This window comes from Psychrobacillus syltrankelensis (assembly GCF_055454035.1).
Genome location: NZ_CM144227.1, coordinates 1,581,517 through 1,606,987 on the forward strand (window position 1 = coordinate 1,581,517; position 25,471 = coordinate 1,606,987).

At 34.6% G+C, this 25,471-nt stretch carries 17 protein-coding genes; 1 reads left to right on the forward strand and 16 read right to left on the reverse strand.

All coding sequences use genetic code 11. The features are described 5' to 3' along the window. Positions 1-14: 14 nt before the first annotated feature. The 15 genes from ACTSKG_RS07860 to ACTSKG_RS07930 all read right to left on the reverse strand — a co-directional run bounded on the left by ACTSKG_RS07860 (position 15) and on the right by ACTSKG_RS07930 (position 20,696). Positions 15-1,079: a glycosyltransferase gene (locus ACTSKG_RS07860; RefSeq protein ID WP_464757593.1), complete on the reverse strand. Its 1,065-nt coding sequence runs from the start codon at positions 1,077-1,079 to the stop codon at positions 15-17. After that, positions 1,076-2,191, reverse strand: a complete 1,116-nt coding sequence (locus ACTSKG_RS07865) for a glycosyltransferase (protein ID WP_464757595.1) — start codon at positions 2,189-2,191, stop codon at positions 1,076-1,078. The genes ACTSKG_RS07860 and ACTSKG_RS07865 overlap by 4 nt, the downstream gene beginning before the upstream one ends. Beyond that, entirely contained in the window at positions 2,188-3,486 is a 1,299-nt protein-coding gene (locus ACTSKG_RS07870; RefSeq protein ID WP_464757597.1) for an oligosaccharide repeat unit polymerase, read from the reverse strand. The genes ACTSKG_RS07865 and ACTSKG_RS07870 overlap by 4 nt, the downstream gene beginning before the upstream one ends. Positions 3,487-3,734: 248 nt before the next feature. Further along, positions 3,735-4,799, reverse strand: a complete 1,065-nt coding sequence (gene wecB / locus ACTSKG_RS07875; protein ID WP_464757598.1) for a non-hydrolyzing UDP-N-acetylglucosamine 2-epimerase — start codon at positions 4,797-4,799, stop codon at positions 3,735-3,737. Continuing rightward, the gene (locus ACTSKG_RS07880; RefSeq protein WP_464757599.1) at positions 4,796-6,394 is read right to left on the reverse strand and encodes a 7-cyano-7-deazaguanine synthase; all 1,599 of its coding nucleotides are present in this window, start codon (positions 6,392-6,394) and stop codon (positions 4,796-4,798) included. The genes wecB and ACTSKG_RS07880 overlap by 4 nt, the downstream gene beginning before the upstream one ends. A 12-nt stretch (positions 6,395-6,406) precedes the next feature. After that, on the reverse strand, positions 6,407-7,822 hold the full coding sequence (locus ACTSKG_RS07885) for a lipopolysaccharide biosynthesis protein (protein WP_464757600.1): 1,416 nt from the start codon (positions 7,820-7,822) through the stop codon (positions 6,407-6,409). Next, positions 7,823-8,554 carry an acyltransferase gene (locus ACTSKG_RS07890; RefSeq protein WP_464757601.1) on the reverse strand — a complete coding sequence of 244 codons (732 nt, stop codon included), beginning with the start codon at positions 8,552-8,554 and terminating at the stop codon, positions 7,823-7,825. 13 nt (positions 8,555-8,567) lie between these two features. Next, positions 8,568-9,884 carry a nucleotide sugar dehydrogenase gene (locus tag ACTSKG_RS07895; protein WP_464757603.1) on the reverse strand — a complete coding sequence of 439 codons (1,317 nt, stop codon included), beginning with the start codon at positions 9,882-9,884 and terminating at the stop codon, positions 8,568-8,570. A gap of 71 nt (positions 9,885-9,955) precedes the next feature. Next, entirely contained in the window at positions 9,956-10,969 is a 1,014-nt protein-coding gene (locus ACTSKG_RS07900; RefSeq protein ID WP_464757605.1) for a Gfo/Idh/MocA family protein, read from the reverse strand. Beyond that, positions 10,966-11,706 carry a hypothetical protein gene (locus tag ACTSKG_RS07905; RefSeq protein ID WP_464757606.1) on the reverse strand — a complete coding sequence of 247 codons (741 nt, stop codon included), beginning with the start codon at positions 11,704-11,706 and terminating at the stop codon, positions 10,966-10,968. Before ACTSKG_RS07905 ends, ACTSKG_RS07900 begins: the two co-directional genes overlap by 4 nt. 73 nt (positions 11,707-11,779) lie before the next feature. Beyond that, complete coding sequence (locus ACTSKG_RS07910; protein ID WP_464757608.1) at positions 11,780-12,895, reverse strand: DegT/DnrJ/EryC1/StrS family aminotransferase; 1,116 nt, start codon at positions 12,893-12,895, stop codon at positions 11,780-11,782. Between the two features lie 121 nt (positions 12,896-13,016). Then, positions 13,017-14,081 (reverse strand): glycosyltransferase family 4 protein, encoded by a 1,065-nt coding sequence (locus ACTSKG_RS07915; RefSeq protein ID WP_464757610.1) that lies wholly within the window; start codon positions 14,079-14,081, stop codon positions 13,017-13,019. Between the two features lie 1,220 nt (positions 14,082-15,301). Then, the gene (locus ACTSKG_RS07920; RefSeq protein ID WP_464757611.1) at positions 15,302-15,715 is read right to left on the reverse strand and encodes a hypothetical protein; all 414 of its coding nucleotides are present in this window, start codon (positions 15,713-15,715) and stop codon (positions 15,302-15,304) included. Positions 15,716-15,807: 92 nt separating this feature from the next. Then, complete coding sequence (locus tag ACTSKG_RS07925) at positions 15,808-18,312, reverse strand: phosphodiester glycosidase family protein (RefSeq protein WP_464757613.1); 2,505 nt, start codon at positions 18,310-18,312, stop codon at positions 15,808-15,810. Between the two features lie 125 nt (positions 18,313-18,437). Next, positions 18,438-20,696, reverse strand: a complete 2,259-nt coding sequence (locus ACTSKG_RS07930; protein WP_464757615.1) for an NHL repeat-containing protein — start codon at positions 20,694-20,696, stop codon at positions 18,438-18,440. A 162-nt stretch (positions 20,697-20,858) separates the two neighbouring features. Here ACTSKG_RS07930 and secA point away from each other — a divergent pair, with 162 nt between their 5' ends. Next, on the forward strand, positions 20,859-23,228 hold the full coding sequence (gene secA, locus ACTSKG_RS07935) for a preprotein translocase subunit SecA (RefSeq protein ID WP_464757616.1): 2,370 nt from the start codon (positions 20,859-20,861) through the stop codon (positions 23,226-23,228). An 81-nt stretch (positions 23,229-23,309) separates the two neighbouring features. Here the strand turns inward: secA and ACTSKG_RS07940 are convergent, their stop codons facing one another. After that, positions 23,310-25,271, reverse strand: coding sequence for a WD40 repeat domain-containing protein (locus tag ACTSKG_RS07940; RefSeq protein WP_464757618.1), 1,962 nt, complete (start codon positions 25,269-25,271; stop codon positions 23,310-23,312). Positions 25,272-25,471 lie beyond the last annotated feature (200 nt).

Sequence of the window (25,471 nt, forward strand, 5' to 3'; positions counted from 1 at the left end):
TGTATATAATCTGATTAATATTTTTTATACAATGAAAGCATATAATGAGCATTATCTATCCAGCTGTAATGCTCTTTCACATGAGCAACCCCAGCTTTACCCATAGAAGCTCTTAAGTCACTATTTCTAGCTAACTTTTTAAAAGCAGCAGCTAGCTGTTCCGGACTATTTTTGTCCGTTACGATTCCAGTTACGTCTTGTACGACTACTTCCGGCAACCCGCCTACGTTTGATACGACGACAGGGACACCACAAGCCATTGCTTCTACTGCTGCAACCCCAAAGCTTTCACTATCTTCCGTAGATGGTACAGCAAAAATGGACATTTTACGAATTACAGCTGGTACTTCCGTATTCGGTACTTTTCCTGTAAACGTTGTAACTTCCTCAATCCCCATATTTTTTGCAAGTTCTTCGTATTCCGCCCTTTGTGGTCCATCTCCAGTAATGAGAAGCTCTGAATTTGGAAACTCTTTATGAAACAAAGCAAATCCTTTCACTAAATCGGCGATACCGTATTTATCCTCTAAAGCTTTTACGGTTCCAACAATAATTTTTTCATCTGCTTCTGCAATATTTGGCGATGGATAAAATTGTTCGATGTCTACCCCAAAAGGTGTTACTTCTATTGGACGATTTGTATAAAGATTCGTTTCTTTTGCCATGACATGACTGGTAGAACAAATAGCAGTTGCTTTGTTTAACGTAAATTCGATTAACTTTTTGTTAAGTCTGCTTTTTTTAGGAAAAACAAAAATATCTTTTCCCCATACCGAAACGAAATACTTTTTATAATTCACCATGGCTCCTAATAAGCCATAACTAGATACAAAATGAGAATGTAAAACATCTGGGTTCCATTCTTTTAACATCTTCTTTAAAGCTGGAGCCGCTGCTAAATAGGAAGCCTTACCTGGCAATATCTTAGGTAAAATTTCCGTCGGTATTTGATTTGCATTGACCTCAGAATAATGATCTTTAAATGTATACACTTTAACATCAATACCTTGCGATTGATAAAACAAAGCCCACTTATGTGTGTGAATCGATTTACTTGGAGCTAATAATGCGATTTTCATTTTTTGCCTCCTAATAGCGCATGCGCCGCTTGTTCGGCACGTTCATTCCATGCATGCTTCTGTAAAAATGTTTGCTGAATATTGCTTTTAAATTCTGCAAAGTGCGGCTGAATCGACTGCATCCCTAGAACTAGACTTGCAGCATCATCACCTGTTATCACGCCATATGGTCCTGATTTTATAAAATCTTCTTGCGCCGAACAGTCTGTTGCGACAATAGGAAGTCCAGCTGTTAAGTATTCGACTAACTTAATCGGAACGGCAAAATCATTATATACGGATCTTTTTCTTGGAATAAATGCAAAATCTACTTCTTCGTACACTTGTTGGAGTTCTGCTCCACTAACATGCTTTAAACTTATATACGGCTTATTTAGTTTTTCCTTATCCATACTACTCAACTGTGTAAATTCATCTTCTCGGCATACAATGACTAATTCGCCTAATACACTGTCTTTGTTTAACAACTCATATGCCTCTACTAGTGTAGGTAACCCGTAATCATCGTTATTAATACCACCAACATAGATGCCTTTGAAAGGTTGTTGAATATCATTACTATTCGTAAGTATTTCCGCAAAGCGTCCCCCAGGAGGAAGAGCCATTTTAGCTGAGTTTATATTTACATATTTCCCCATTGCATCGCTTGGTAAAAATACAGTTTGCATATATTTTCCGTAAAAATTTTCTTCCATTTTATAAATAGTTTGCATGACAAACTTTTTCAATCCTTTTAACGAATACAACTCATCAAACTTCCAATATACATCTCGGTAAAAGACTCCCACTGGCACATGATGTTTCTTTAAAGTTTGAAAAAAGTCTTTATCTATTTTCCAATCTTTCGGTATATGTCCAGGGTCTGTGAGCCACAGAGGAATTGTCTGATTTTCAGAGTAACAAAATAATGTTTGCTCGTACTTTCTCTCTTCCACTACTTTGGTCCAAAGCATTCGTCGTTCCTTACTAGTTCCTGAAATGACAATTACCTCAAGTCCATGTTTTTCAGCATATACTTTAAACGCCTTTAGCATCTCCACTGGCCGTATAGCAGAACCACTTTTTGGATTGGAAGCTATTGTAAAAGGATAATAAATAATGATATTCTTCATGCCTTCACTCTTTTCTTCTTCACTTTACTCATAAAAAAGTTCCAAATTACCATAAAGTACTGTTCTAATATAAATAAACCAGCTAATATAACAGTCATCATAACCCAAATAGGATTAAAGTAGAAATCAGCAACTCCACCAACAAGAGTTCTTGGAATATTAATCGTGAAATACACAAATAGCGCAATAACTACTGGTGTTTTTCGTAAACGAATCAAAAGCATATACAGGAGCTGAATAATCGTGGCAATGTAAACAATTGCTGCCATCACTCCCATATAGCCAAACGAAGCAAAAGCTTCACCTAAGAAAATCGTATTTAATACCCCACCAGTACCTTTGTCCACATTCTCTGGAAAAACATTTTCCATAACCATACGAGCAGAACGTACTTGTTCAATGTCAAAAAAGCCAATGATAAATGAAGGTAAACCCTTAGCCTCAAGCAATGGAATTGAATGGGAAAAAGTATCTAAGTGCAAGAAAAAAGGTGCAATTTGTGCTAATATTATTCTTCCTATTGGTCCTGTATTATAAGCTAAAAAGCTTTCGAGTTGGGTCACACCTTGAATAGCAATATACATGATGACTAAAAGGCCAACACCAAGTAATAGATAACCACTTATTTTCTTCCAATTAAGCGTTAAGGTATTTGAGTAAACACTAGCTAGTATTAACATGATGAAATAAAAGAAAATAGGAGATTTCGCTAAATCATATGTAGAAATTAAAATGGAAGATATAAATAATGTAAAGAAAAGAAACTTCCAAAATAACTCTTTTGTTTTGGATGCATACACATACGCAATAATCGATAAAATTGGGGTTAAAGCAAGTCCAAAAATATTTCGTATATATACAGCAATGCCGCTAATTCCTCTCGATGCATCTATCCGCATTTTCGCTAGTTCTGACGTATTCCCTTTTAACAGTTCCAAAATTGGAAGGTTAGCGGTCTTCAGTAAAGTGTAAGCAACAGCCAAAACTGAAATACCCGAAAGAGCAATAAATACTAGCTTAAAAACGGTCTTATTCTTATCTACACTTGTACGAACAGGTTCATGTAGGTATCGTTCAAATTCTAATTGCGCATTAAAACCAAAGAGTCTTCCTACAACTAGTTGCGTAAGTGGGAACAAAATCATTAATATCGTCAATAAAACAAATCCAATGATTCGATATTCCTCATGGTCCATTCTTTTGATCATATAATAATCATCTATTCCTAAAGCAATCAATAATCCGCCAATATAACTGGAGATAAGGAATGAATAATAATATATTATAGAAATCATATTTGGCCTTACAAGAGAAAGGCTTCCAGAAACCTTTTTAAAAAGGTATGTGGAAGCCACCACAGTAAAGAGCCATATGCTAAAAATTAACAATGCTCACACCTACTTTATTTTCATCAATTACGCCCTCGGACTTTATGCGTCCAGAGGTTTTAACTTAATTCAGTTAGGGTTAGAAACCCCTACTTCTGAGACTAGCTCATCGCAATAACACTATGCGCTAGCTTGTTGTAAAAACATTTGCTGAATTAATTTTTATATTCTTTCAGTAAAGCTAATACTTTTTCAGCAGTTTTTCCATCGCCAAATACCGGAGTATAAGACGGTGTAACGTGCTTTTGTACAGCAGCTACAATTTTGGTTGTATCCGTTCCTGTTAAAATATTTGCATCCTCTATTAATGTTTCCACCCACTCAGTTTGGTCACGAACCGTGACACAAGGAACTTCTGCAAAGTAAGCTTCTTTTTGAACTCCACCAGAATCTGTAACAATTTTTTTGGCATTCATTTCTAATGTAAGCATATCTAAATAGCCAACAGGTTCGATTACTTGTAAATTAGGGATTTGATCCAGTTGGAATCCGTAGTCCTCTAATTTTTTCTTCGTACGTGGATGAATTGGCCATACTTTTTTGTCTGGTATTTGACTAAATGCATCTAATATTGACTTCATCCGATCAACATCATCCGTATTTTCTGCACGATGTATGGTGATTAATAAATAATCTTTTGTTTGTAATTCTTCCCGTTCTAATATAGTAGAGGTAGATTCAGCAAGTGTTTTATTGTATAAAACTGCATCATACATAACATCCCCAATATTATAAACGCCATCCGTAATATTTTCGTTCGTTAAGTTTTGAATAGCTGTTTCCGTTGGACAAAGAAGTAAACTTGACACATTATCTGTTAAAATGCGGTTAACCTCTTCTGGCATTAGCTTATTAAAACTTCTAAGACCAGCTTCAATATGTACAATTGGAATATGAAGTTTTGCTGCAGCAAGTGCACCCGCAAGTGTAGAATTAGTATCTCCGTAAACAAGTACAAAATTCGGAGACTCTTTTAAAATTATCTCTTCAATTTTAGCAAGCATTTCACCAGTTTGTTTTCCGTGGTTTCCTGATCCAATACCTAAGTTATAATCAGGCTTTGGAATGTTTAGCTCATCGAAAAAGATATCAGACATATTTGCATCATAATGTTGTCCTGTATGAATGATTAGCTCAGTTATTTCCTGGCGTAATACGCGTGAAACAGGAGCTGCTTTTATAAATTGTGGTCTTGCACCTAATATGGTAAGAACTTTCATTTTGTTATCTCCTTCATCAGTTGAATCATATCTTTTACGATAAATGAATTGATATTATATGGGTGCTCATATTTTTGCCCATCTTTTTTAAACGTTAGCGATTTTACATATTGCTTATACGTTGGATAAATACCAAACCACTCCATTGGTTCATCAAAATATTTTCTGTAAAGATTTTTCTTTCGATATATTTTGCGCAATAAAGGATAGAGTAATCCATATTTATTTTTTAATGAATTTTCTGGGCCTGGCTTTTGAGGTAATGGGTAAAAATCAGGATACATTTTATGCAAAGTATAATCATATAAATACTTTTTATATTTTAAATCCGCCGGAACTTTGCTGAAGAAATAAATCAAACGGTCATCCCATAATGGCATAGACCAATCCTGATCAAAAAATTCATAGACGCGAACAGAGTTAATGATAAATTTTGCTTGTCGTTCTTTCCAGTTCCATTCATCAATAATTGAAGTAACCAGCTCATTCGTATAGTTTTTAGAAGCGGAAACATTTTTAGTAAGAGATTTACCTATATTACTACTTATATGATCTAGTCCACCTTGTTTTTGCCATAATCTGAAATGCTTTGGAACAATAAAATCTACTATATCCTTTTCAGTAAACTCTTTATCAATAATAGCTTCATATGGTAAATGACTTCCACCTAAAAAGTCTAGTGAATGACCAGGGATAAAAACAGCATTCTCTAAAGATTCTTCTTCCACCAATAACTTAGTACTTGGAAAGTCTTGTAAATGCGCAGCAGATGTTCCATTACTTGCAAATAAAACATAATCTTTCCACAGTTTTGATTTATAAAGTTTTTCCCACATAGCTTTGTCATATGAGAAATACTTCCATTTCAATCCTAAACGATCGGCAATTTCTTTACTAACAGTAGCTTCCCCATTACCTGGTCTGCCGTACGTAAAAGTAATAATAGAATCAGAGAGTCCTCTATCTTTTAATAATAAGGCAATGATTCGAGAATCATAACCACCACTTAGGGGAAGGACAATCTTTCTTCCATCCAATCTTACTACCAAGTCATCAAATACTGTATTTAAAATATGAGAAAGTTCCTCAGCAAAACTATCAATTGAATCAGATTCTTTTTCTGTAACATAGGAATAATATTGATAAACCGATGCCTGTTCGTTTAATCGAACAAAAGAAGCCACTTCAAGTTGAGACCAACCTTGAAATAATGTTTTCTTACCAACTACAAAGCCTGTCAATAAAAGCTCTTCCTCTGCATCTTTTCGAATCATCATTTTAGAATTAGGTTCAAGATGATCCTGTACAATCCAAGCATTTGATTCATCCAACTTGTAAAACAATGGAATAGACCTTTTTTTATCTGTAACTAATATTACCTCGCTGTTAGTTTGAAATATGAGCGCAAACTCACCATTCCAACTTGCAAAATTCATGGAAGAAAGCACTTCACCATCAAATAGACTTGCTAAGTTTTCATGGGTGACATATTGATTTTCATAGTAAAAATAACCTCTAAAAAAACCTTCATAGCCCACACCTTTAATAGGATAAAAATCTTTATGCCTTAGGTTAGTTATACATTTCTTCGACATGTCTTATCACCATTACTTTCTTTTCACAAAATATTTATCCATTCGTACTACAAGAACTAGGATGATAAAACCAATCCATACTCCTGCAATTAACCAGCCGTTTAAATCTTTCACTTGAATATATACAATACTTGCAGTTGCTACAATTAAGCATAGGATTGTCCACGCCATTTTAAAACCCGAAAACGGAACATAATAAAGCTTTTGACTCTTACGGAACACTAAAAACAATGCAACACAGTACGGCACAACATAAGCGATAACTGCTCCCCATATATCATACATAGGAATAACTATTATTCCTAAAACTATCGAAATAATTGCAGCAATCCCAAAAGCAATAGATACGTGTTTTGTTTGTTTAGAATAGAAAATTCCTGTTGATACGATCAAATAATAGAAATTTAAAAATGTCGCAATGGAAATTGGTGCTACATATGCATATGCACTTTGATAATTTTCAGATAACATTAAAACAACTAACGGCATAATAGTAGCAAGCGTCAATACTCCAAAACATCCTGCCAACAAAATAATTGCATAAAAACTAGAAAATAACTTTGGACTAGATTCTTTATCTTTCATAGACATAGAAAAAGGTCGCCATGCAAGTTGTATTCCTGTAGTCAACAATGTAATAAATGTTGCAAACTTAGTGGCAGATTCGTATATACCGACATTGATTTTGGTAGAATATTCGTTCAATAAGAATATATTTGCATTACTAATCACATAAAAAGCCAAAGATGCAGGAACAAGTGGAGTCGCGTATATTAAAATCTTCTTTAAAATTTTCCAATCAAACAAAGGACGTATATATATGCTGACCGGTTTTATAATCACTAGCATTATAATGGCTACACTTATTAACCGCCCTATTAGAACACCTTCAAGCGATGTCCAGATAAAAGCTATTATAAGCATAGAAAATATTGCTGTTAAGAGCATTTTAGCTACTGTAGTAAACACTACTCTTTTGGTTTTAAATTCATACCGCAGTATAGTAAGCACGAGAGAAATAATAGTATCTAAAAAGAGCGTTCCAAATGCGATATAGAACAAAAATGTATATTTTGTTGAATTAAACAATAATGTGGACAGCCAGTCTCCACCTGCAAAGAATAGAAGCAATAATATTAAAACTATTGCTAAACGAAACGTCATGACTGAACGTACATATTTTACTCTTGTTTCTTTATCCTTATATTCAAAATAGTAAAAAGCTAATGCAGAGTCTGTTCCGAATATGACGAGAAAAGTTAACAGGTTAAAATTGCGATCTATTAATCCTAGTACACCCATCTCTGTTGGATCTGGAAAGTAATGCGTATAGAATGGAAACAATGCAAAAGCAATTAGTTTCGTTCCTACATTCATAAATGCGTAAAGGAGCGAATCCGCTCCTAAACGTTTTAGCTGAGAAAACACTTAGAGTAGTTCCTCCTCAGGTACATTTTTTAAAAATTTAGCTGGGAACCCTTTAATGACTGTTTTCTCTTCCGTATCTTTTGTAACGATTGCTCCGGCTGCTACAAAGGTTTCTTCCGCAATTGTAATACCAGGAAGAATAATAGAAGCACCACCAACTCGAGCTCCACGTTTTACAATTGCACCCTTAATTTTATCGAAACGTGCTTCTGTTCTACCCATAAAGTTATCGTTTGTTGTAGTCACACATGGTGCGATAAATACTCGATCTTCTAAAGTAGAATGGGCAGTAATATAAGAGTTCGATTGAATTTTTGTTCTATCGCCAATTGTTACAAAGTTTTCTACTGTAACATTACGGCCTATAATAACAAATGATCCAATTTCCACGTCTTCTCGTACAGTTGCTAAATCTGCAATTAATGTACTGTCGCCAATAATTGCACCTCTATAAATAATCGTATTCGCTCCAACCGTACACTCTTTTCCAAGTTTAAGCGGAGGAATTTCTTTTGTAATTTGCATCGTACTTGTTTTAGCAGGTTTAGGTTGTTTTCCAACAACCGCTCCATCATCTATTGTTGTACCATCACCGATAATTGAGCCGGCATGAATCGTTACACGATTACCTACACGAACATTGTTACCAATTTCCGCGCCTTCTTCAATGACTGAGAAATAACCAACAGTTGTATTTTCGCCAAGTTTAGCAGTTTCATGTATAAAGTTCATGTTCACAGCCCCCTTATAGTTTGATATAACGATTTGGAGTTTCGATTCCTTTGAATGCATTACGCGTATCAAAAATTACTTTCGATTTTTTCGCGATATTCGCATAGTCAAATGAACTATGATCTGTTGCTAAAATAACGATATCTGCTTCTTCCAGTAACTCATCTGTTAATGAAGATGTCTGTAAAACCTCACCATTTACTCTGAATTTATCAACATGTGGATCGATTGATTTGAAATCAGCCCCTTGTTGAATAAGTAATTCAATTAATTTTAATGAAGGAGATTCACGCATATCGTCGATGTCTTTTTTGTAAGCTACACCAAGTAAAAGAACTTTCGCATTACGAAGTGCTTTACCTTCGTCGTTTAATATTTGCATTGAACGAGTAATGACATATTCCGGCATCGAGTTATTAATTTCACCAGCTAATTCGATTAATTTAGTATGGTAGTTATACTCTCTTGCTTTCCATGTTAAATAGAATGGATCTATTGGAATACAGTGCCCACCAAGACCTGGTCCTGGATAGAACGCCATAAAGCCGTATGGTTTCGTTTTTGCTGCATCAATTACTTCCCAAACGTCAATTCCCATTTTTTCACAAAGGATTGCCATTTCGTTTGCAAGTGCAATATTAATATGACGGAATGTGTTTTCAAAAATCTTTTCCATTTCAGCAATCGCTGGGCTTGAAACTTTATGCACATCACCATCTAGTACACTGCTGTAAAGCGCCGCTGCCACATTCGTACATTTTTCTGTAATACCTCCAACTACTTTTGGAGTATTTTTTGTATTAAAACTCTTATTACCTGGATCTATTCTTTCAGGAGAATATGCAATAAAAATGTCCTCTCCAACAATAAACCCTTTATCTTCTAAAGCTTTTCGTATAATTTCTTCTGTAGTACCTGGATAAGTTGTTGACTCCAGAACGACTAAAGTTCCCTTTTTTGCATATTTAGCAATTTCATGCACAGAACTTTCTACATAAGAAGTATCTGGTTGTTGATAAATATCTAATGGAGTTGGAACACAGATTGCTACTGCATCCACTGCGCTTATAGAACCATAATCCGATGAAGCTCTTAAATGACCAGACTCTACCATATCTTTCAAATCGTTATCGACTACATCACCAATATAGTTAATTCCTTTGTTTACTTGTTCTACTTTAGATTCTTGTACATCAAAACCTATAACAGTGTAACCAGCTTTTGCTTTTTCTACTGAAAGTGGTAATCCTACATAACCTAGTCCAACTACACCAATTACGGCAGTATGATTTTCAATTTTTGCTAATAGTTCTTCATAATATGTAGACATCATTGTCTCTCCTTTTATTGTCAATCAGATTGTAAATCTTATTAATTTGCCAGAACACTTTCACTTTCTAATTACGAAAAAGTAATACGTCTGCCTGTTTCAGATGATTCGATAATTGCTTCGATTAAACGAACCGGGTTATAACCATCTAGACCGCTCACCGCTGGCTCTCGATTTTCATTAATTGCGGCTACCATATCTTCAATAATACAGTCATGCCCCTTTTTACCCCAAGGATCATTCTGTATTTTTGCTTTCAAAGCTTCTACTTCCTCTTCTTTATATCCTTCAACATCCCATGTTTCAATAAATAAAGCATTTTTCCCACTAATTTTCACGCTAGCAGTTTCACCAAAAATGGAAAGAGATTCTTCTAAGTTTTGTGGGTAGATAGTTGTTGCAGCTTCTACAACACCAAGCGCACCACTTTCAAATTCGATTAGCCCAGTTGCAACATCTTCTGTTTCTATATCACGGAATCTTGTTGCTACCATGCCTTGAACAGATTTCACCGGACCCATAAACCAAAGAAGTAAGTCTAAATTATGTATCGCCTGATTCATCAAAACGCCACCATCAAACTTCTTCGTTCCTCTCCATGGAGCTTGGTCGTAATATTCTTGACCTCTATTCCATCGAACTGTTGCATTCGCATGGCTTAACTTACCCATTTTTCCTGCATCCATCAAATTTCGAACTTCCATAATTGCCGGACGGTAACGATTCGGATGTACGATAGCAAGTTTAACGCCTTCTTTTTCTGCTACTTGCATCATTTCTTTTGCATCCGCAGAATTTAGAGCCATTGGTTTTTCGGTAATAATATGTTTTTTATATTTCGCAACAATTTTCGTCAAATTAGCGTGAAGGCCAGATGGCACACAAATATTCACAACATCAATTTGAGGGTTGTCCTGAAGCATTTTTTCTAAGTCTGTATATTTTAAAACATTTTCATCATCTAATACTAATCTGTCAGGGTTGTTATCACAAATGGCAAATAGGTTTGCGCCTTCTGTATTGCGGATAGCAGCTATATGCTTATCTGCGATGAAACCCATACCTACTATTGCAAATTGTATCATGCTCTTTTACTCCCTCTTGCTTCTAAAATATATTTCCATAAAGATAACACAAACAGTGTTAATAAAATCCCAAAAATAAATCCAGCAATCGTACCTTCTAAACCATATGATTTTGTTTTGACAACGGTTGATGCCTTAGCAAGTGCAGGTTGTTCGTATACGAGAATATCATTTCGCACACGCTGCGTTGTAGCCAATGAATTTGTTAATTCCGATTCAGCTTGTAGCAATAAACTAGATAAATTATTTGCATCTGTTAAGTTCACTGAATTCTCGAATTGTTTTTTATAACTAGCAATCGTTTCTTCCAAGTTTTTAGCTCTTAATTCTTGAGTAGCAGCATACTTTTCTGTACCTTCAATTATCTTATTATTTCGTGCCATTAGAGCATCCAACAGTTGATCATTGAACTGATTAAGCTCTTTTGTTACTTCTTCTTTATTATTCCCATACGTTTCTGTTTTTATATAACTTCTAGTTGGAACAAATACTTCTGTTTTTCCTGTAAAATGTTTTCCATAATTGGTCATTATATGTTCTGGATTTGTTAATGCTTCCATTTTGACAGATCCTGTAAATATAGTACTCTTTCCTACGTAATCTCCGTCTTTAGGAATTAACATAGAACCTAAAAATCCTAGGATAGCCACAATTATTGGGATAATAAGAAACCAAATCTTTTTCTTCCAAAAAAATTCTAATGAATCATATAATCGATAACTCTTATTTTCTGTCATTACACTTCTCCTTCAATACAGGCAGGTAGAGGGAAACGTATACACGTCTCCCTCTACCCATTTCACCGTTTCATTATTTTTTAGCAAAAAACTCAGCAATTTTCTCTACCACAAATTTTTGTTGTTCTTCTTTTAACTCAGGGAACATTGGTAAAGAAAGTGCTTCATTTGCAGCTTTTTCAGCTTTAGGGAAATCCCCTTTTTTGTATCCTAAGCTTTCAAAAACTGGTTGAAGATGCAATGGTAGTGGATAATAAATCATAGTAGAGACACCATTTTCATTTAAGTAAGCTTGTAATTCATCTCGACGATCGGTCAATATTGTATATTGATGGAATACGTGATAGAAACCTTTTACTTTTACAGGTGTTTGAACAAACTCAGACACTTTTTCATTTAATAAACTTGTGTAAAAGTCTGCGTGTTTTCTACGTTGTTCACCCCACTTATCTAAATGAGGGAACTTAACATTTAATATTGCTGCCTGCATTTCATCTAATCGACTATTGTAGCCAAGCACATGATGGTAGTATTTTGGTTTACTTCCATGTACTCGAATTACTTTACTCTTTTCCGCAATATCGTCATTGTTAGTGATGACCATTCCAGCATCGCCATAAGCGCCAAGGTTTTTAGTTGGGAAGAAACTATATGTTGCTGCATCCCCTAGTTCACCTACTGTTAACTCACCTTGTTTGGCACCAATTGCTTGAGCTGCATCTTCAATAACAACTAAGTTATGTTTATCAGCAATTTTACGGATGCTAACCATATCCGCCATTTGTCCATATAAATGAACAGGAATAATCGCTTTCGTTTTATCTGTTATATGTTTTTCAATTTCGTTAGGATCTAGATTAAAGGACACAGGGTCAATATCCGCATAAACTGGAGTAGCTCCTGCTCTTACAATCGCTCCACCTGTTGCAAAAAATGTAAAGGGTGTTGTAATTACTTCATCTCCAGCACCAATTCCTGCCGCTTGTAGAGCAATATGAATTGCATCACTACCATTTCCACACCCGATACCATGAGAAACATGACTATACTTAGCGATATCCGCTTCCAATTTCTTTACGTTATTTCCTAAAATAAATTGTGAACTACTCATCACACTATCTAGTGCTTCTAATACTTCACTTTTTAAAGATGCATATTGTTCGGATAAATCTAACATTGGTACTTTCATTTCGTTTACACCAACCATTCAATAAATTATTTAATTAAAATTAATATGTGAAAAGCACAAATTCCCCTATTTAGGTTAATTCTTTTAGACTAAATAAAAACGCATCTTATCGGCCTAAAAGCTAGTTGCGCTTATACCCAACAACCTTACGAAAAACAGATATTATTGGTCGATACTCATCATTTACAAGACCTATCTTTTCTGCAACAATCTCAAAAGCAATCAAAATGAAAACCACAATAAAAATTGCCCATCTTAATGTTAAAGTTTCAAATGTAATCGCAGAAATACTAAAGATCAAACCGAAACCATATATTACTAAAACAGTATCCCGATGTGATAATCCGAGAGCCAGTAATCGGTGATGTAAATGCGACTTATCGGCTACAGATATCGGCTTTCTATTTACAAGTCTACGAATAATCGCAAACGAAGTATCAAAAATAGGTACACCTAAAATCATTACTGGTACGACAAAGCTAAACAATGTCACACTTTTAAACAATCCTAACAACGACAATATGGCAATTGAATACCCTAGAAACATGGAACCTGTATCTCCCATGAAGATTTTTGCCGGATAGAAGTTATGAAACAAAAATCCAAGTGTACTTCCTAATAATATTAAGGAAAGTGTTAAAATCAACATTTTATCTGCAGAAAATGCTAGAAACGCAATACTTGCAAATACAATAGAAGAGATACCCGCCGATAATCCATCTAAACCATCAATTAAGTTAATCGCATTAGTTATTGCTAAAATCCATAGTAATGTGACTACATACGAAAATATTCCAAGATCAAACACACCTAGAAAGGGAATATTTAATACTTGAATCGTTAAACCGCTACCCATTACTGCACAAGCAGCAAGTATTTGACCAGCTAACTTTACTTTTGCAGAAATTTCATACTTATCATCTATTATTCCCAAGACTATGATAATCAATGCACCAACAATTATTCCATTAATTTTTGCTTCATATAATCCTGCAACAAAATAACCTACAGTAACGGCAATAAATATTGCAAGTCCACCTAATCTCGGCATCACATTTTGATGAACCTTACGCTCGGAAGGTTTATCTACAGCTCCTATTTTATGTGCCAGTTTAATAACTAGTGGTGTAACAGCTATTGCCGTTACCAGTGATACGATAAAAGCAAGAAGTAATTTTATATCCAAAAATATCATCCTTGTCTTTATATTTAATTTTAACTTTACTTAGTAGAAACACCTTATTTCCAGTTGCAATATCTACTATTCAGTGGATGTCCAGTCAACAGCTGAAGAAAGTCAAAGTTTCCGATCCGTGACATGATTGTTAAATTAGTATGTTCCATAATTAGTAGACGAGTGAGCAATTTAAAAGTTTCCTACAATTAATGATTATACTATAAAAATAGACTTGTAACCAAGTTTAATATAAAGAAAGAAAAGACTGACTTTTCGCTTCATAAAAAGCAAAAAACAGTCTTTTCTTTTTTGAATTTGATAAAGATTACTTTTAACTTAGAAACACACATGAATTAATACTCACACCTTAGGATGAAAATGTTTCCTACAGTATTCTTTTTCATAGAAAAAGTTAAAATCATCTTTTCTTCAATAATTTCCGAGTGCTTTGGACGAAGCATTAGCTACACTATTACTGTTAGAATAATGGATAGAGAAATCCGTCTCCCTCTTTGAATTGGTGAAGACATGATGCGTTTGGTTTGTATAATAAGAGAATAATTCCTTCCCTATATATTTAAAAGCGGACGAAGATGCAATTTCGTCCGCTAAGCGCTTCTTTATGAATAGATACTATCTATTTTTTCTCTAGTTCTGCTTGTCATATGGATTAGCAAAAGAAAGTGCCAAACTTTTCAACTTTTCTCTCTCTTATTTGCACGGTGCAAAAAGTTGTTTTCTCTCTTACTTAAGTAATACTTACTTAATGGATTGTAGTGAAAGGTGGCGACTCCAGCGGGATCAGTGAGACAGATGAAACATCACCACGTACCCGAAGGGGCGGTGATGGTTCATCGCTCACCCCGCGGAACGCGTCCACCTGAAACGAAAATCCCCGGTATTATTTAAATTCTTTTAAGTTTTAAGTACGATGAACACTATTCACTTAAAGGTTCGTAGTGAAAGATGGCGACTCCAGACGGAGGCAAACAGGATGTTGGTCACGAAGGCGTTGCCACACGATGTGGCGCACTTAGCCTTCGTTCCTCGGAGACAGATGAAACATCACAACGTACCCGAAGGGGCGGTGATGATTCATCGCTCACCCCGCGGAAAGCGTCCACCTGAAACGGAAATTCGCGGAATTATAAGAAAAACCGGGCAAAATACGCCCGGTTTTAATAAAAAGAGTAGCATAAGAACATTCGCTCAACAATATATCAAACTTGTTACGAGAAGTCTGGCCAGTTTACTTGATAGCTGTCATCCTCAATTTGTTCAAGTGTTCGATACTTAAAAGGTAATAATTCATCCATTTGTAATTCTTCTAAAGCTCTTTCCAGAGGTAATAATTGAAAACTCTCATCTTCTTCTATGATTAAATAAGCACCAACCACTTTACCTTTTTCTTTTGTATTTATTCGCATGAAAGCAGGAAAATACAAATTGTTTTTGGATTGGATAATAGATGAAGCGAGTATTACATTAGTACCGTCTGCAACTATATTACCTTGATCAATTTTATCAAAAACTTTTAATGCCCAAGCTTGGCGTTTATAATAACCAATCACTTTTGGGGCTTGGTCTTCAACAAAAGAATTAGATGAATGAATATTCCCGTTACTTTTATCTTTTGAAGTCATGTACTTCCCTCCATAGTTAGCAAAAAAATCCATACCAATTACATTATCACACTTCCAAAATAATCGCAATAAGTAGAACTTTTTACTTACTACTAATCTTTATAAATAGCTTGGATATCATCAATAATTATTTCACCATTCGATTTATTGTTGTTTTCAGTTTGCATATATCGAATTGGTAAGTCCATTTTAAGTGGATAGGATAAGTCAGTTGGAACGCTTGCCTCTACAAATCTCCAGTCAGTCCAATTGACATTTTTGTCTAGATCCAGCTGAATAACTTTACCAGTTGCATCTACTAATTGTGCTCTAAGCCAGTTTCCTTTTCCATCACCTTTTACCCACATACCTATTTTTTTAGGTGGAGTACTAATTGTTAAGTTCGTTTTTGCTTTTATATATGCTCCGGATGTACCAGATGTATTCGTAAAATCATAAACTAGTTTTATCGCTTTTGTTCCGTCTCGATCATTCTTTGCTTCTTGGACTGAAACAGAATTTACTCGATCTCCAGTTGCTTCATAATTAAATATACCTTTATTAAAAGATTCTAATATAGTAGGAGCCACTTCACCGACAATAACCGGGATTGTTATAGATTTAGAACCATATTTTATTGAAATGGACCCTAATCCATCTTTATTTTGCGCGGTAAATTTACCATTCGCTTGAATAACACCAACTGTAGAAGCCCAACTAAATGCAGATGATTCTGTAAGAACAGCTTGTCCATTTTTCATTCCTTTTGCGGAAATTTGAATAGCCTGCCCTTTTTGCACTTGTAAGTAACTTTCTGATGGGACAATACTGTCTAAAGTGTTCGTTACTACTACTTTAATATTCGTTGTTTTCCCATCGAATGTTACAACTCCCCCGTAAACACCCGGACTTGCTGAAACAATCTGCTTACCTCCACTTGTCGTTAAAGCAGATGAAGTTACTTTTCCGTTTCCTGACAATTGTACAGGATTCATATATTGATCGATACCTTTAACAGGAACGGACAAGTCCGCATAAGCAGCACCTTGGAATACTTCAATAACATCTGATGTTGGTGCAATTGTATGCAAAGCACCTGTTTTATAATTACTAATGAATAATAAAGAGTTTGAAACCGATCGTTCATATCCGTCCGAAGGATTATTTATAACAGTTACTTTATTATTACCTAACTCTCTTGTAACAACAGTAGAAGATCCACCACCATCAAACGTCATTGCATAATTTGCCCCTAAATCTTTCATGAGCTTAGCAGTGTTTTGTAAAGTCAAGCCTTTACTATTGTCTGATCTGCCATCGATAACCGTCGTAAAAATACTTCCATCTTTTCGGATACCAACTGCCGTACGTGGAGCAACACCTGCAACTTGGATCGTTTGAAGCGTTCCGTTTTTCACTAGATGGTACCTTCCACTTACAGATTCTTGTACATCATTCCATTCAACAGGAGTAAATGTTGTACTAATTTCGATTCTGTCTCCAACTTGAATAGTTTGCAAGAACTGACTAGCAAAGTTATGCCCAGATAAAATAATTTCATCTCTATTTAATGTAGCATTTCCTACACCTGTGACATTTTCAAGAACAGTCCCAGTCAATACTTCTTTACCATTTAATTTACCAGAATCCACTTTTATTCTTACTTCCGTACCAAGTTGGTTCGTATTTGTAGTTGCGGCAAAATCTCTCGTGTAAACTACTAATTGATTTGCCAACCTTTTTCTATTAACAGAATTAATAGCATAAGATTGTTGACCATTTACACTAACATTTATCGACACTTGAGGAGCACCAATAATTGCTTTACCGTCTGACTTGATACCTAAAACAGCTAATTCATTAATAGCAGTTTGTGGTGTGGAAACAATGGAACCATTCATCATCATTAAATCAATTGGTTGTCCCTGACTATCAAAGTAATCTGCATTTACACCGGCAACAACATGATAAGAATCATTTTGTTCCACACTATTCGCTTGGGATGATGTAGTTTCGAGACCAATTAATTGATCTTTAGCAAGTTCTGTTTTTATTTCGATATTAGTAGTTTTTCCATCATAATCTATAACAAATACATTTTGTTTTCCAATTTCACCATCAATATCAAAATACTTTTTTCGAATTCCCGGCGCTATTTGGGTAATAGATTGACTCAAAACCTTACCACCAGTTATGTTTGGTGTAGTTTCAGTTGGGAATAATTGAGATGGATTACTTGTTACAGGAGTCGTAGTTCCTGTTGCTTTTGCTAACTCTTGTAATTTCGCTTTGGATGGCGTCTTGTAGTCTACATAACCGGCAATTTTTGTAATATACATATTAGCGCCAAGTCCATATTGACCACCATATAGATTATCATAGCGATATACTCGGTATTGCTCGCCCACTTTTAATACTCTCTCAAAAACTAATCCGTTCGAAGTACGTTTCCATAAATTAATTGGTTTTAATACTTTTATTTTACCTGCTTGACCAGGAACCATTAAAATACCGTCCCAATAAACGTTAGTTGTTTGTGCTTCCGCTTGATTCGGTTGGAATAGTGCACCCGTGGCAATTGCAAAAATAACTAAAAAGTAAAGCAGTTTTTGTTTCATTAAATTAAGATTCTCCTTTTTTTATAAAAGCTACAGACGCCGCCCCCAGTTTTAATGACTAACAATAGGTGGACTGGCGTCTGACGTTTAGACAGTACTAAGTTGAAAAGTATAATTTCTTCTACTTATTTACTACTAGCCTGTTTTGAAGCCTCACGATTTTTTTCGATTGTATATTTCCATAAATTACTTCCACCATCGTAATAATATAAATTCCCATTAATGTCTTTTACAAGGCCATAAACGCCTTTGTCCTTCAGCCATTCTACTTCTAAAGTGGCTTTTGTAATTTTAAAGAATTTCCCTTCAACACTTCCGTATATGAATCCATCATTATTATCTACGATTTGGGCATTACGGAATCTACCTGAGATTAACGGTAATAACTCAACTGTTTTAACATCTGTCCATTCATCTGTATAAACAAATAGTTTACCGTCTGCCATACCCCATACTTTGTTATCTTTATCTACTATTAAACTAGTAATCATACTTGAGTCGAAAGGTAGATGGATATATTTTTTATCTTCCGGGTTATTTCTATTAAAGTAGAACAATCTTGCACCCCTTGGGTTCACTTGCTGATTCGCATGAATAGATGTTCCACCAAATATTTCTGTACCTCTACTTACAAGAGATACAATGCTTTGATTGTAAATATAGTTTTCATATATCTCCATTTTCTCTGATTCCGGATTGTAGAAAACTAGAGCACCACCACCAACACTAGCATCTGGTAATGTTCCAAACACAATCTCTTTTCCATTATTATATGGAGCTACAGCCGTTGTTCTTTCTTGACCATATTGACTCATTCGTATAACTTCTTTTGGATTCGTTGTATCCCATGAAAGTGAACGATCATAAACTAAAAATCTAGCAAGTGGATACGCACCAATATAAAGTTTGTTATTAATATCATACATGGATTCAATTTGACTAATGTTTCTATATAATTCTTTATTTCCAGTGGCAACATCATATACACCTAGTCCACCTGACATATAGCCATTCCCAAAAATCTTCGTTCCATCTGAGCTAGAAGCTAAAGTATAAAGTTCTACTGGTTGCTCTGGTAAATCGAACTGAAGATAATTTATTTCTTCCGTTTGTGGATTATACTCAAATAGCTGACCTAAATTATCAACCATTCCCGACAAAATCCATTCTTTTGGTTCATCAGTAGATTCCTCAATAATTGGTTCCTTTACCACTGGATGATCAAGGATTGGATCTACTTTTACTGGAATACTCTGTTCAAATGATTTGACTATAGGAACGTTACCTTTTAATTCCTCTTTGTGGGTTTCATCTTCTACTGCTGATTTTTTTTGAATAAAATCTAGGTTAACCGCTTCAGTACCCTTAGGTAAGAATAAGCCAAGCTCTGTGTGCTCTTTTGTTTCAAAATCATATTTTATTAATTGTTGCGCTTTTGTATAATAGATAGACTTTCCATCCGGAGACAATTTAGAAACTGTTTTGGAATTCAACTCAAACTCGTCTTCAATTTTGAGTGTTTTTCTATCGAAAACGACAGCTACATTTGATGGATATAATCGTGCAACTACATATTTATCCGTTAAGATTAAATCTTGTGCATATTTTTCAGACATATATTTAGATGGCAAAAAAGAAGTGAAATTTTTTGTTTTGGGCTTTTTGACTAATAAATCCATCGGAGATCCAATGGAAACAAATATTTCATCGGTTTTTTCATCCGCTACAATCGACTTTACAAATTCTTTTCTTTTTCTAATTTGTCCAAACTCTTCTATTTCATTTGTTTCTGTGTTAAAAGCTACAAGAGATCCCCCATAAGCAGAACCAGCATAAACTTTATTTCCTTCTACTATGAGATCTTGAATAGAAGTATCACTTTTGTTTGAAAAAATAGCTCCATGTTTTTCAAAAACTTCCGTGTTCGGATCATAACTATAAAGAACGCTTGAAACAGATCCACCAACCCAAAGTTTTCCATTCTTATCCACATCTAATCCCCAGGCACTTTTGGAATCTTCTAAAGTAAAGTTATGTACAATTTCTTTCGTTTTATAATCTACTACTACTAATGCTGCTGGAGAGCCGTGCATGATGTAATATATAAAGTAATCTCCGTTGTTGTTTGCAGCAATCTTAGATGAAATAGCAGAAGATTTAAAAATCATTGGTCCTAAGTTTTCATAACCTTCTAATTCCACATTTTCAGTCGGAACTTCTTCTACAACATCTTCCAACCATTCTTCGACATTGCCTTCAACTTCTACTACTTCTTCCGTATTTTCACTACCAGTATTTAGTTTTGAATCTTCTTCTGCACTCGCAATATTTCCTATAGGTGTTGCTAACATGGCGACAATCATAGGAATATAAATTTTCTTCAAAATAAAACCCCCTTATTATTTATTCTAATATTAACATCTATTGGTAACTTTTAAAACTTTTTTTGTAATATATTTGAAATACTAGAAATAAAACTTGAAAATGCTTGCTTGATTGTTTCATGTTATAATAGAATATGGAATTTAAAAGTAGGGAGAATGAACATGTTACATTCTATAAAAAAAATGATTTCTGGAGAAGTAATCGAACTAAAACAGCTTAAAAAAATAGTTTCCAAAATAAATACATTAGAAGATTCATTTACAAATAAAACAGATGCAGAGTTAAAGGCTTACTCAGAAAGTTTCCGTGAGCAGTTAAATAATGGAGTTTCTCCAGAGGAATTAATTGTGGAAGCATTTGCAGTCGTAAGAGAAGCTTCAAAACGTGTTTTAAGCAAACGACACTATGATTCTCAGTTAATGGGAGGTGCCGTCTTAACACAATCACAAATTGCTCAAATGCAGACAGGGGAAGGAAAAACATTAGTAGCTACACTTCCCGCGTATGTGATGGCTTTATATGGCAAAGGAACACATATTATTACAGCAAATGAATATTTGGCAAATAGAGACTTTGAAGAAATGAAGCCTCTATTTGAATACCTAGGTTTATCAGTAGGTTTAAATATTTCTGGTATTGAAAGCGATGAAAAACAAGCGGCATATAATTGTGATATTACTTATGGTACAGGAACCGAGTTTGGTTTTGATTATTTAAGAGATCATATGGTGCGTAGTGAAGATGAACTTGTTCAGCGACCTCTTTTTTATGCTTTGATTGATGAGGTTGATAGTATATTAATAGATGAAGCAAGAACACCTTTGATTATTGCAGGTAAATCTAATGCAAGTTTAAATCTATTTCCAATCATGCATCTTGTAATTGATTCTTTTAAAAATAACGAAGACTATAATTATTATCCTGAAACGAAACAGATTGTTTTGTTGGATAACGGGGCAGATCGCCTAGAAGCAGCCTTTGGAATTGATAATGTGTATGATAGTGAACATCGTGAATTTATGCATATTGCAATGCAAACCCTAAGAGCTAAAGTAGTTATGCGGAAAGATGTAGATTATATCGTAAAAGAAGATAAGATTATGATTGTTGACCCATACACAGGTCGGATTATGGAAGGCCGTACATTTAGTGATGGACTTCACCAAGCAATTGAAGCAAGAGAAAAGGTAACGATCAAAGAAGAAAATAATACACAAGCCTCTGTGATGATTCAGCATTATTTTAGACTTTATAAACATGTATCCGGGATGACAGGCAGTGCCGTGCCTTCTCGCGAGGAATTTTGGGAAACTTATAATCTAAGAGTAACTGAAATCCCTACGAATAAACCAAACAAACGAGTGGACATGGATACCCTTGTATATTTAACAGCTGAAGATAAAATGAAAAAGATTGTGGAAGAAACACAAAGATTCCATGAAATCGGTCGCCCAGTTTTGATTGGTACTACTTCTATTGAGCAATCTGAAAAGTATTCTGCACATTTAAAAGAACTTGGAATTGAACATTCTATACTAAATGCAAAAACTGTAGAAGATGAAGCAGATTTAATTTCGAATGCAGGACAGCTGAATAAAATTATGCTTGCAACTAACATGGCAGGTCGTGGAACGGACATCATTTTAGGTGAAGGTGTAGCAGAGTTAGGCGGGCTACATATTATTGGTACTGAACTCCACACCAGCGCTCGTATTGATATGCAGCTCCGTGGTCGTGGTGGACGTCAAGGTGACCCAGGTAGTACACAATTTATCGTTTCACTGGAAGATGAACTTTTTCATTACTATGATGAAGATGAATTTGCAAAATATAAAGGTAAAGTAAAAACGGACAATTTCGGGCTAGTACTTTCACCGAATCCTACAAAATTTGTATATAATGTACAAAATGTTATTGAAGGTATGCACTTTTCCAGCCGTTCTCATCTTTTAAAACTGGATGATATTAACAACGATCAACAAAGTGTCATGTATAATTATCGTGAAAAAGCATTAAAAATAGAAAATATACAATCACTTATCATTGATGCCATGCATGAACGTCATAGTACGCTAGTAGAGGAACTTTCCGAGTTAACGTTAGATAATGCTAGTCAATCCGCTATACTAAATGAAATTATAGACGAGATTAAAATTCTCTCTCTACTAACTTCGAATGAAGAAAATAGATACGAATCTCTCGATACAGAGAACAGAGATCAACTAAAAAAAGCATTGGATAACGTATATAACGAAGCGTTAAATATTTGTAGTAATGCTATCACAGAAGATGAAATCTGGAGTAATATTCAAACTATTTATATGGAAGTATTAGACAGACTATGGATAACTCATTTAGGTAATCTTCATCATCTAAGAGAAGGTATTAGTATACGAGGATACGGGCAAGAAGACCCATACCGACTATATTCATTTGATGCACTTCATTTATTCAACGAAATGCTTAACACTTTCTTTAGAGATATAATCCGATACTATTTACAACTGAATGCGACTAAAATCGAAGAATAAAGAAGGTCAGTACAAAGGATAATTTCCGATGTACTGACCTTTTCCATCTAGTTTTCTAACAGATCCAGGAATAACTAGTCTCTAAAATTTAATATTATATCTCCATACATCCCCACCAGATGTAAAGTAAATATTACCGTCTACACCTAATGCAACCCCATTAGCTTGTTGGCTTCCACTAAGCATTTCAAGTTTGTAAGAGGTTGAGTGAATACGAAATAACTTATTTTCTATAGTTCCGTACATGAAACCATTTTTTCCATCTATTATAGATCCATTTCTTATTTGCCCACTTGTTCGACTTACGACTGGAATAGATTTTGTTATTTTCGTGTTTGGATTGTACATAAAAACTGTACCATCTGCAATTCCCCAAATAGTAGAAGAAGGACCATCTGCGATTGCAGAGATAAGTCTTGGTTTTGCAATTGGAGATGGTAGTTCTTCCGGTTTTGCATTAATATCTTTAGCAGAAATTCTAAAGAATTTTGCTGTACCAATACCTTCAGCATTACTATTTGCAAATGTAGAAGTTCCTCCATAAAAATAGCCATTAAAATAAGTTAATGAAACAACGCTTTGATTTTGGAAAAGCACTTTTCGATGGGATACTTTTTTTGTACTCAAGTTATAATAACTGAGACTTCCAGATATAGTTCCTTGATTTGGGTGCGATCCTACCGCAAGTATTTTTTCATTTGGAGCAATAGCTAAGGAAATTGGTCTTTTTTGACCCATTTGTGCCACTGAAAAAATCGAGGTACCGTAGGGATTTGTTTCAGGATGATAATACATTACTTCCGCAGTTGGATAAACACCAAAATACATTCCTCCATTGTAAGGAACCATTCCCTCTACTTGTCCGATTCCGTCAATTTGTATTTTCTTTTTATCAATCGGATTATAAATAGAAACTTGTCCAGAAACATAGCCACTTGTAAATATTTTCCCATTACCATCAACACCAATTGTATGAATTGGAACACTTTGTTCCGGCAATTTTAATTTTACAATTTCTACATTCTTATTAGAGATATTATATAAAAGATGTGTGCCTGTATTTCCTAATAAACCTGTTAGCATAGTTTCACCTGAAGGTAATTTTAAAAAATCTAATGATACCGCTTCTGTTCCTGCTAAATTAATTTTCATATCTTCTGTAATTCTCGTTTTTGTATTAAATCGATACAAACTAGTGGAAGAATTCTGCATATATGAATAGTAGACATTTCCATCCACTGGAGAGGCAGATGAAACTCCACGAGATCCTCCAGGAAGTTCTTTAATCATCTTATTTGTATTAGCATCGAATACTAATATTTTCTTACTTGGACTAACTTTTGCAAATATTAAGCCCTGTACATAATCTAAATCATACACATCGCTTTCATTTTTATAAGCAGCAGGTAAGATTTCAACTTTTTTATTTGTTTTTAAATCCCAAACGATTAAAGATGCTTTGGAACCAGATCCAACAAATAATCGATTGCTCCCTGTTTGAAAGGCTAGACTTCGTGCATTCTTTTGAACACCTGTTACTATTCCCAGTGTTGTAAATTTCCCATTTTGATATTTAAAAACTTTTCCATTTGGTGCTGTACTACCATAGATAGCATCACCTACAACTTCTAAATCTAATATAGATGTATGACTGTTATCTGGTGTACCATGATTCGTAAGTTTCTTAGTAGTTGGATTATAACTATATAAAGCAGCAGTAGGGGTTCCTCCTATCCAGGCATGTCCATTTTTATCCGTTGTGATAGCCCAAGCAGCAGTTGAATTTGGTAATTTCACTTCATCCATTAATTCTTTTTCAGGCAACTTATATACTGCTAGAACTGCAGGCTCACCTTGTAGAATTACATATTGATAGGGCACCCCATTGACACTCGCTGCTGCTCCACTCATCGCAATAGTTCTAACAAAAGAAGGACCTATCTTTTCAATAATTCCTTTAGTATTAGTTACTGCTGATACTTGAGAAACTATAAATAAACTAATAAACAAAATTGATAATACTAAAATAAATATCTTCTTCATAAAAAAACTCATTCCTCCATATACAATCTTCCACCCTTATATACTTCGGCAAAATTCCTCAAATTTATATCCACGTTTTCTAGTTAAGGTTTAATTACACTAGATTAAAAACATACTAAAGCGTGATGCGTATTAATAATTTAATCCTTATTTTCATATTTTTAATAACAAACAACAAAATATAGTCATTATTGCTATAT

Bases quoted from the DNA above. Each gene is read 5' to 3' on its own strand.
- ACTSKG_RS07860 (WP_464757593.1), bottom strand. From the start codon at position 1,079: ATGAAAATCGCATTATTAGCTCCAAGTAAATCGATTCACACACATAAG.
- ACTSKG_RS07865 (WP_464757595.1), bottom strand. From the start codon at position 2,191: ATGAAGAATATCATTATTTATTATCCTTTTACAATAGCTTCCAATCCA.
- ACTSKG_RS07870 (WP_464757597.1), bottom strand. From the start codon at position 3,486: ATGATTTCTATAATATATTATTATTCATTCCTTATCTCCAGTTATATT.
- wecB (WP_464757598.1), bottom strand. From the start codon at position 4,799: ATGAAAGTTCTTACCATATTAGGTGCAAGACCACAATTTATAAAAGCA.
- ACTSKG_RS07880 (WP_464757599.1), bottom strand. From the start codon at position 6,394: ATGTCGAAGAAATGTATAACTAACCTAAGGCATAAAGATTTTTATCCT.
- ACTSKG_RS07890 (WP_464757601.1), bottom strand. From the start codon at position 8,554: ATGAACTTTATACATGAAACTGCTAAACTTGGCGAAAATACAACTGTT.
- ACTSKG_RS07895 (WP_464757603.1), bottom strand. From the start codon at position 9,884: ATGTCTACATATTATGAAGAACTATTAGCAAAAATTGAAAATCATACT.
- ACTSKG_RS07900 (WP_464757605.1), bottom strand. From the start codon at position 10,969: ATGATACAATTTGCAATAGTAGGTATGGGTTTCATCGCAGATAAGCAT.
- ACTSKG_RS07905 (WP_464757606.1), bottom strand. From the start codon at position 11,706: ATGACAGAAAATAAGAGTTATCGATTATATGATTCATTAGAATTTTTT.
- ACTSKG_RS07910 (WP_464757608.1), bottom strand. From the start codon at position 12,895: ATGAAAGTACCAATGTTAGATTTATCCGAACAATATGCATCTTTAAAA.
- ACTSKG_RS07920 (WP_464757611.1), bottom strand. From the start codon at position 15,715: ATGACTTCAAAAGATAAAAGTAACGGGAATATTCATTCATCTAATTCT.
- ACTSKG_RS07925 (WP_464757613.1), bottom strand. From the start codon at position 18,312: ATGAAACAAAAACTGCTTTACTTTTTAGTTATTTTTGCAATTGCCACG.
- secA (WP_464757616.1), top strand. From the start codon at position 20,859: ATGTTACATTCTATAAAAAAAATGATTTCTGGAGAAGTAATCGAACTA.
- ACTSKG_RS07940 (WP_464757618.1), bottom strand. From the start codon at position 25,271: ATGAAGAAGATATTTATTTTAGTATTATCAATTTTGTTTATTAGTTTA.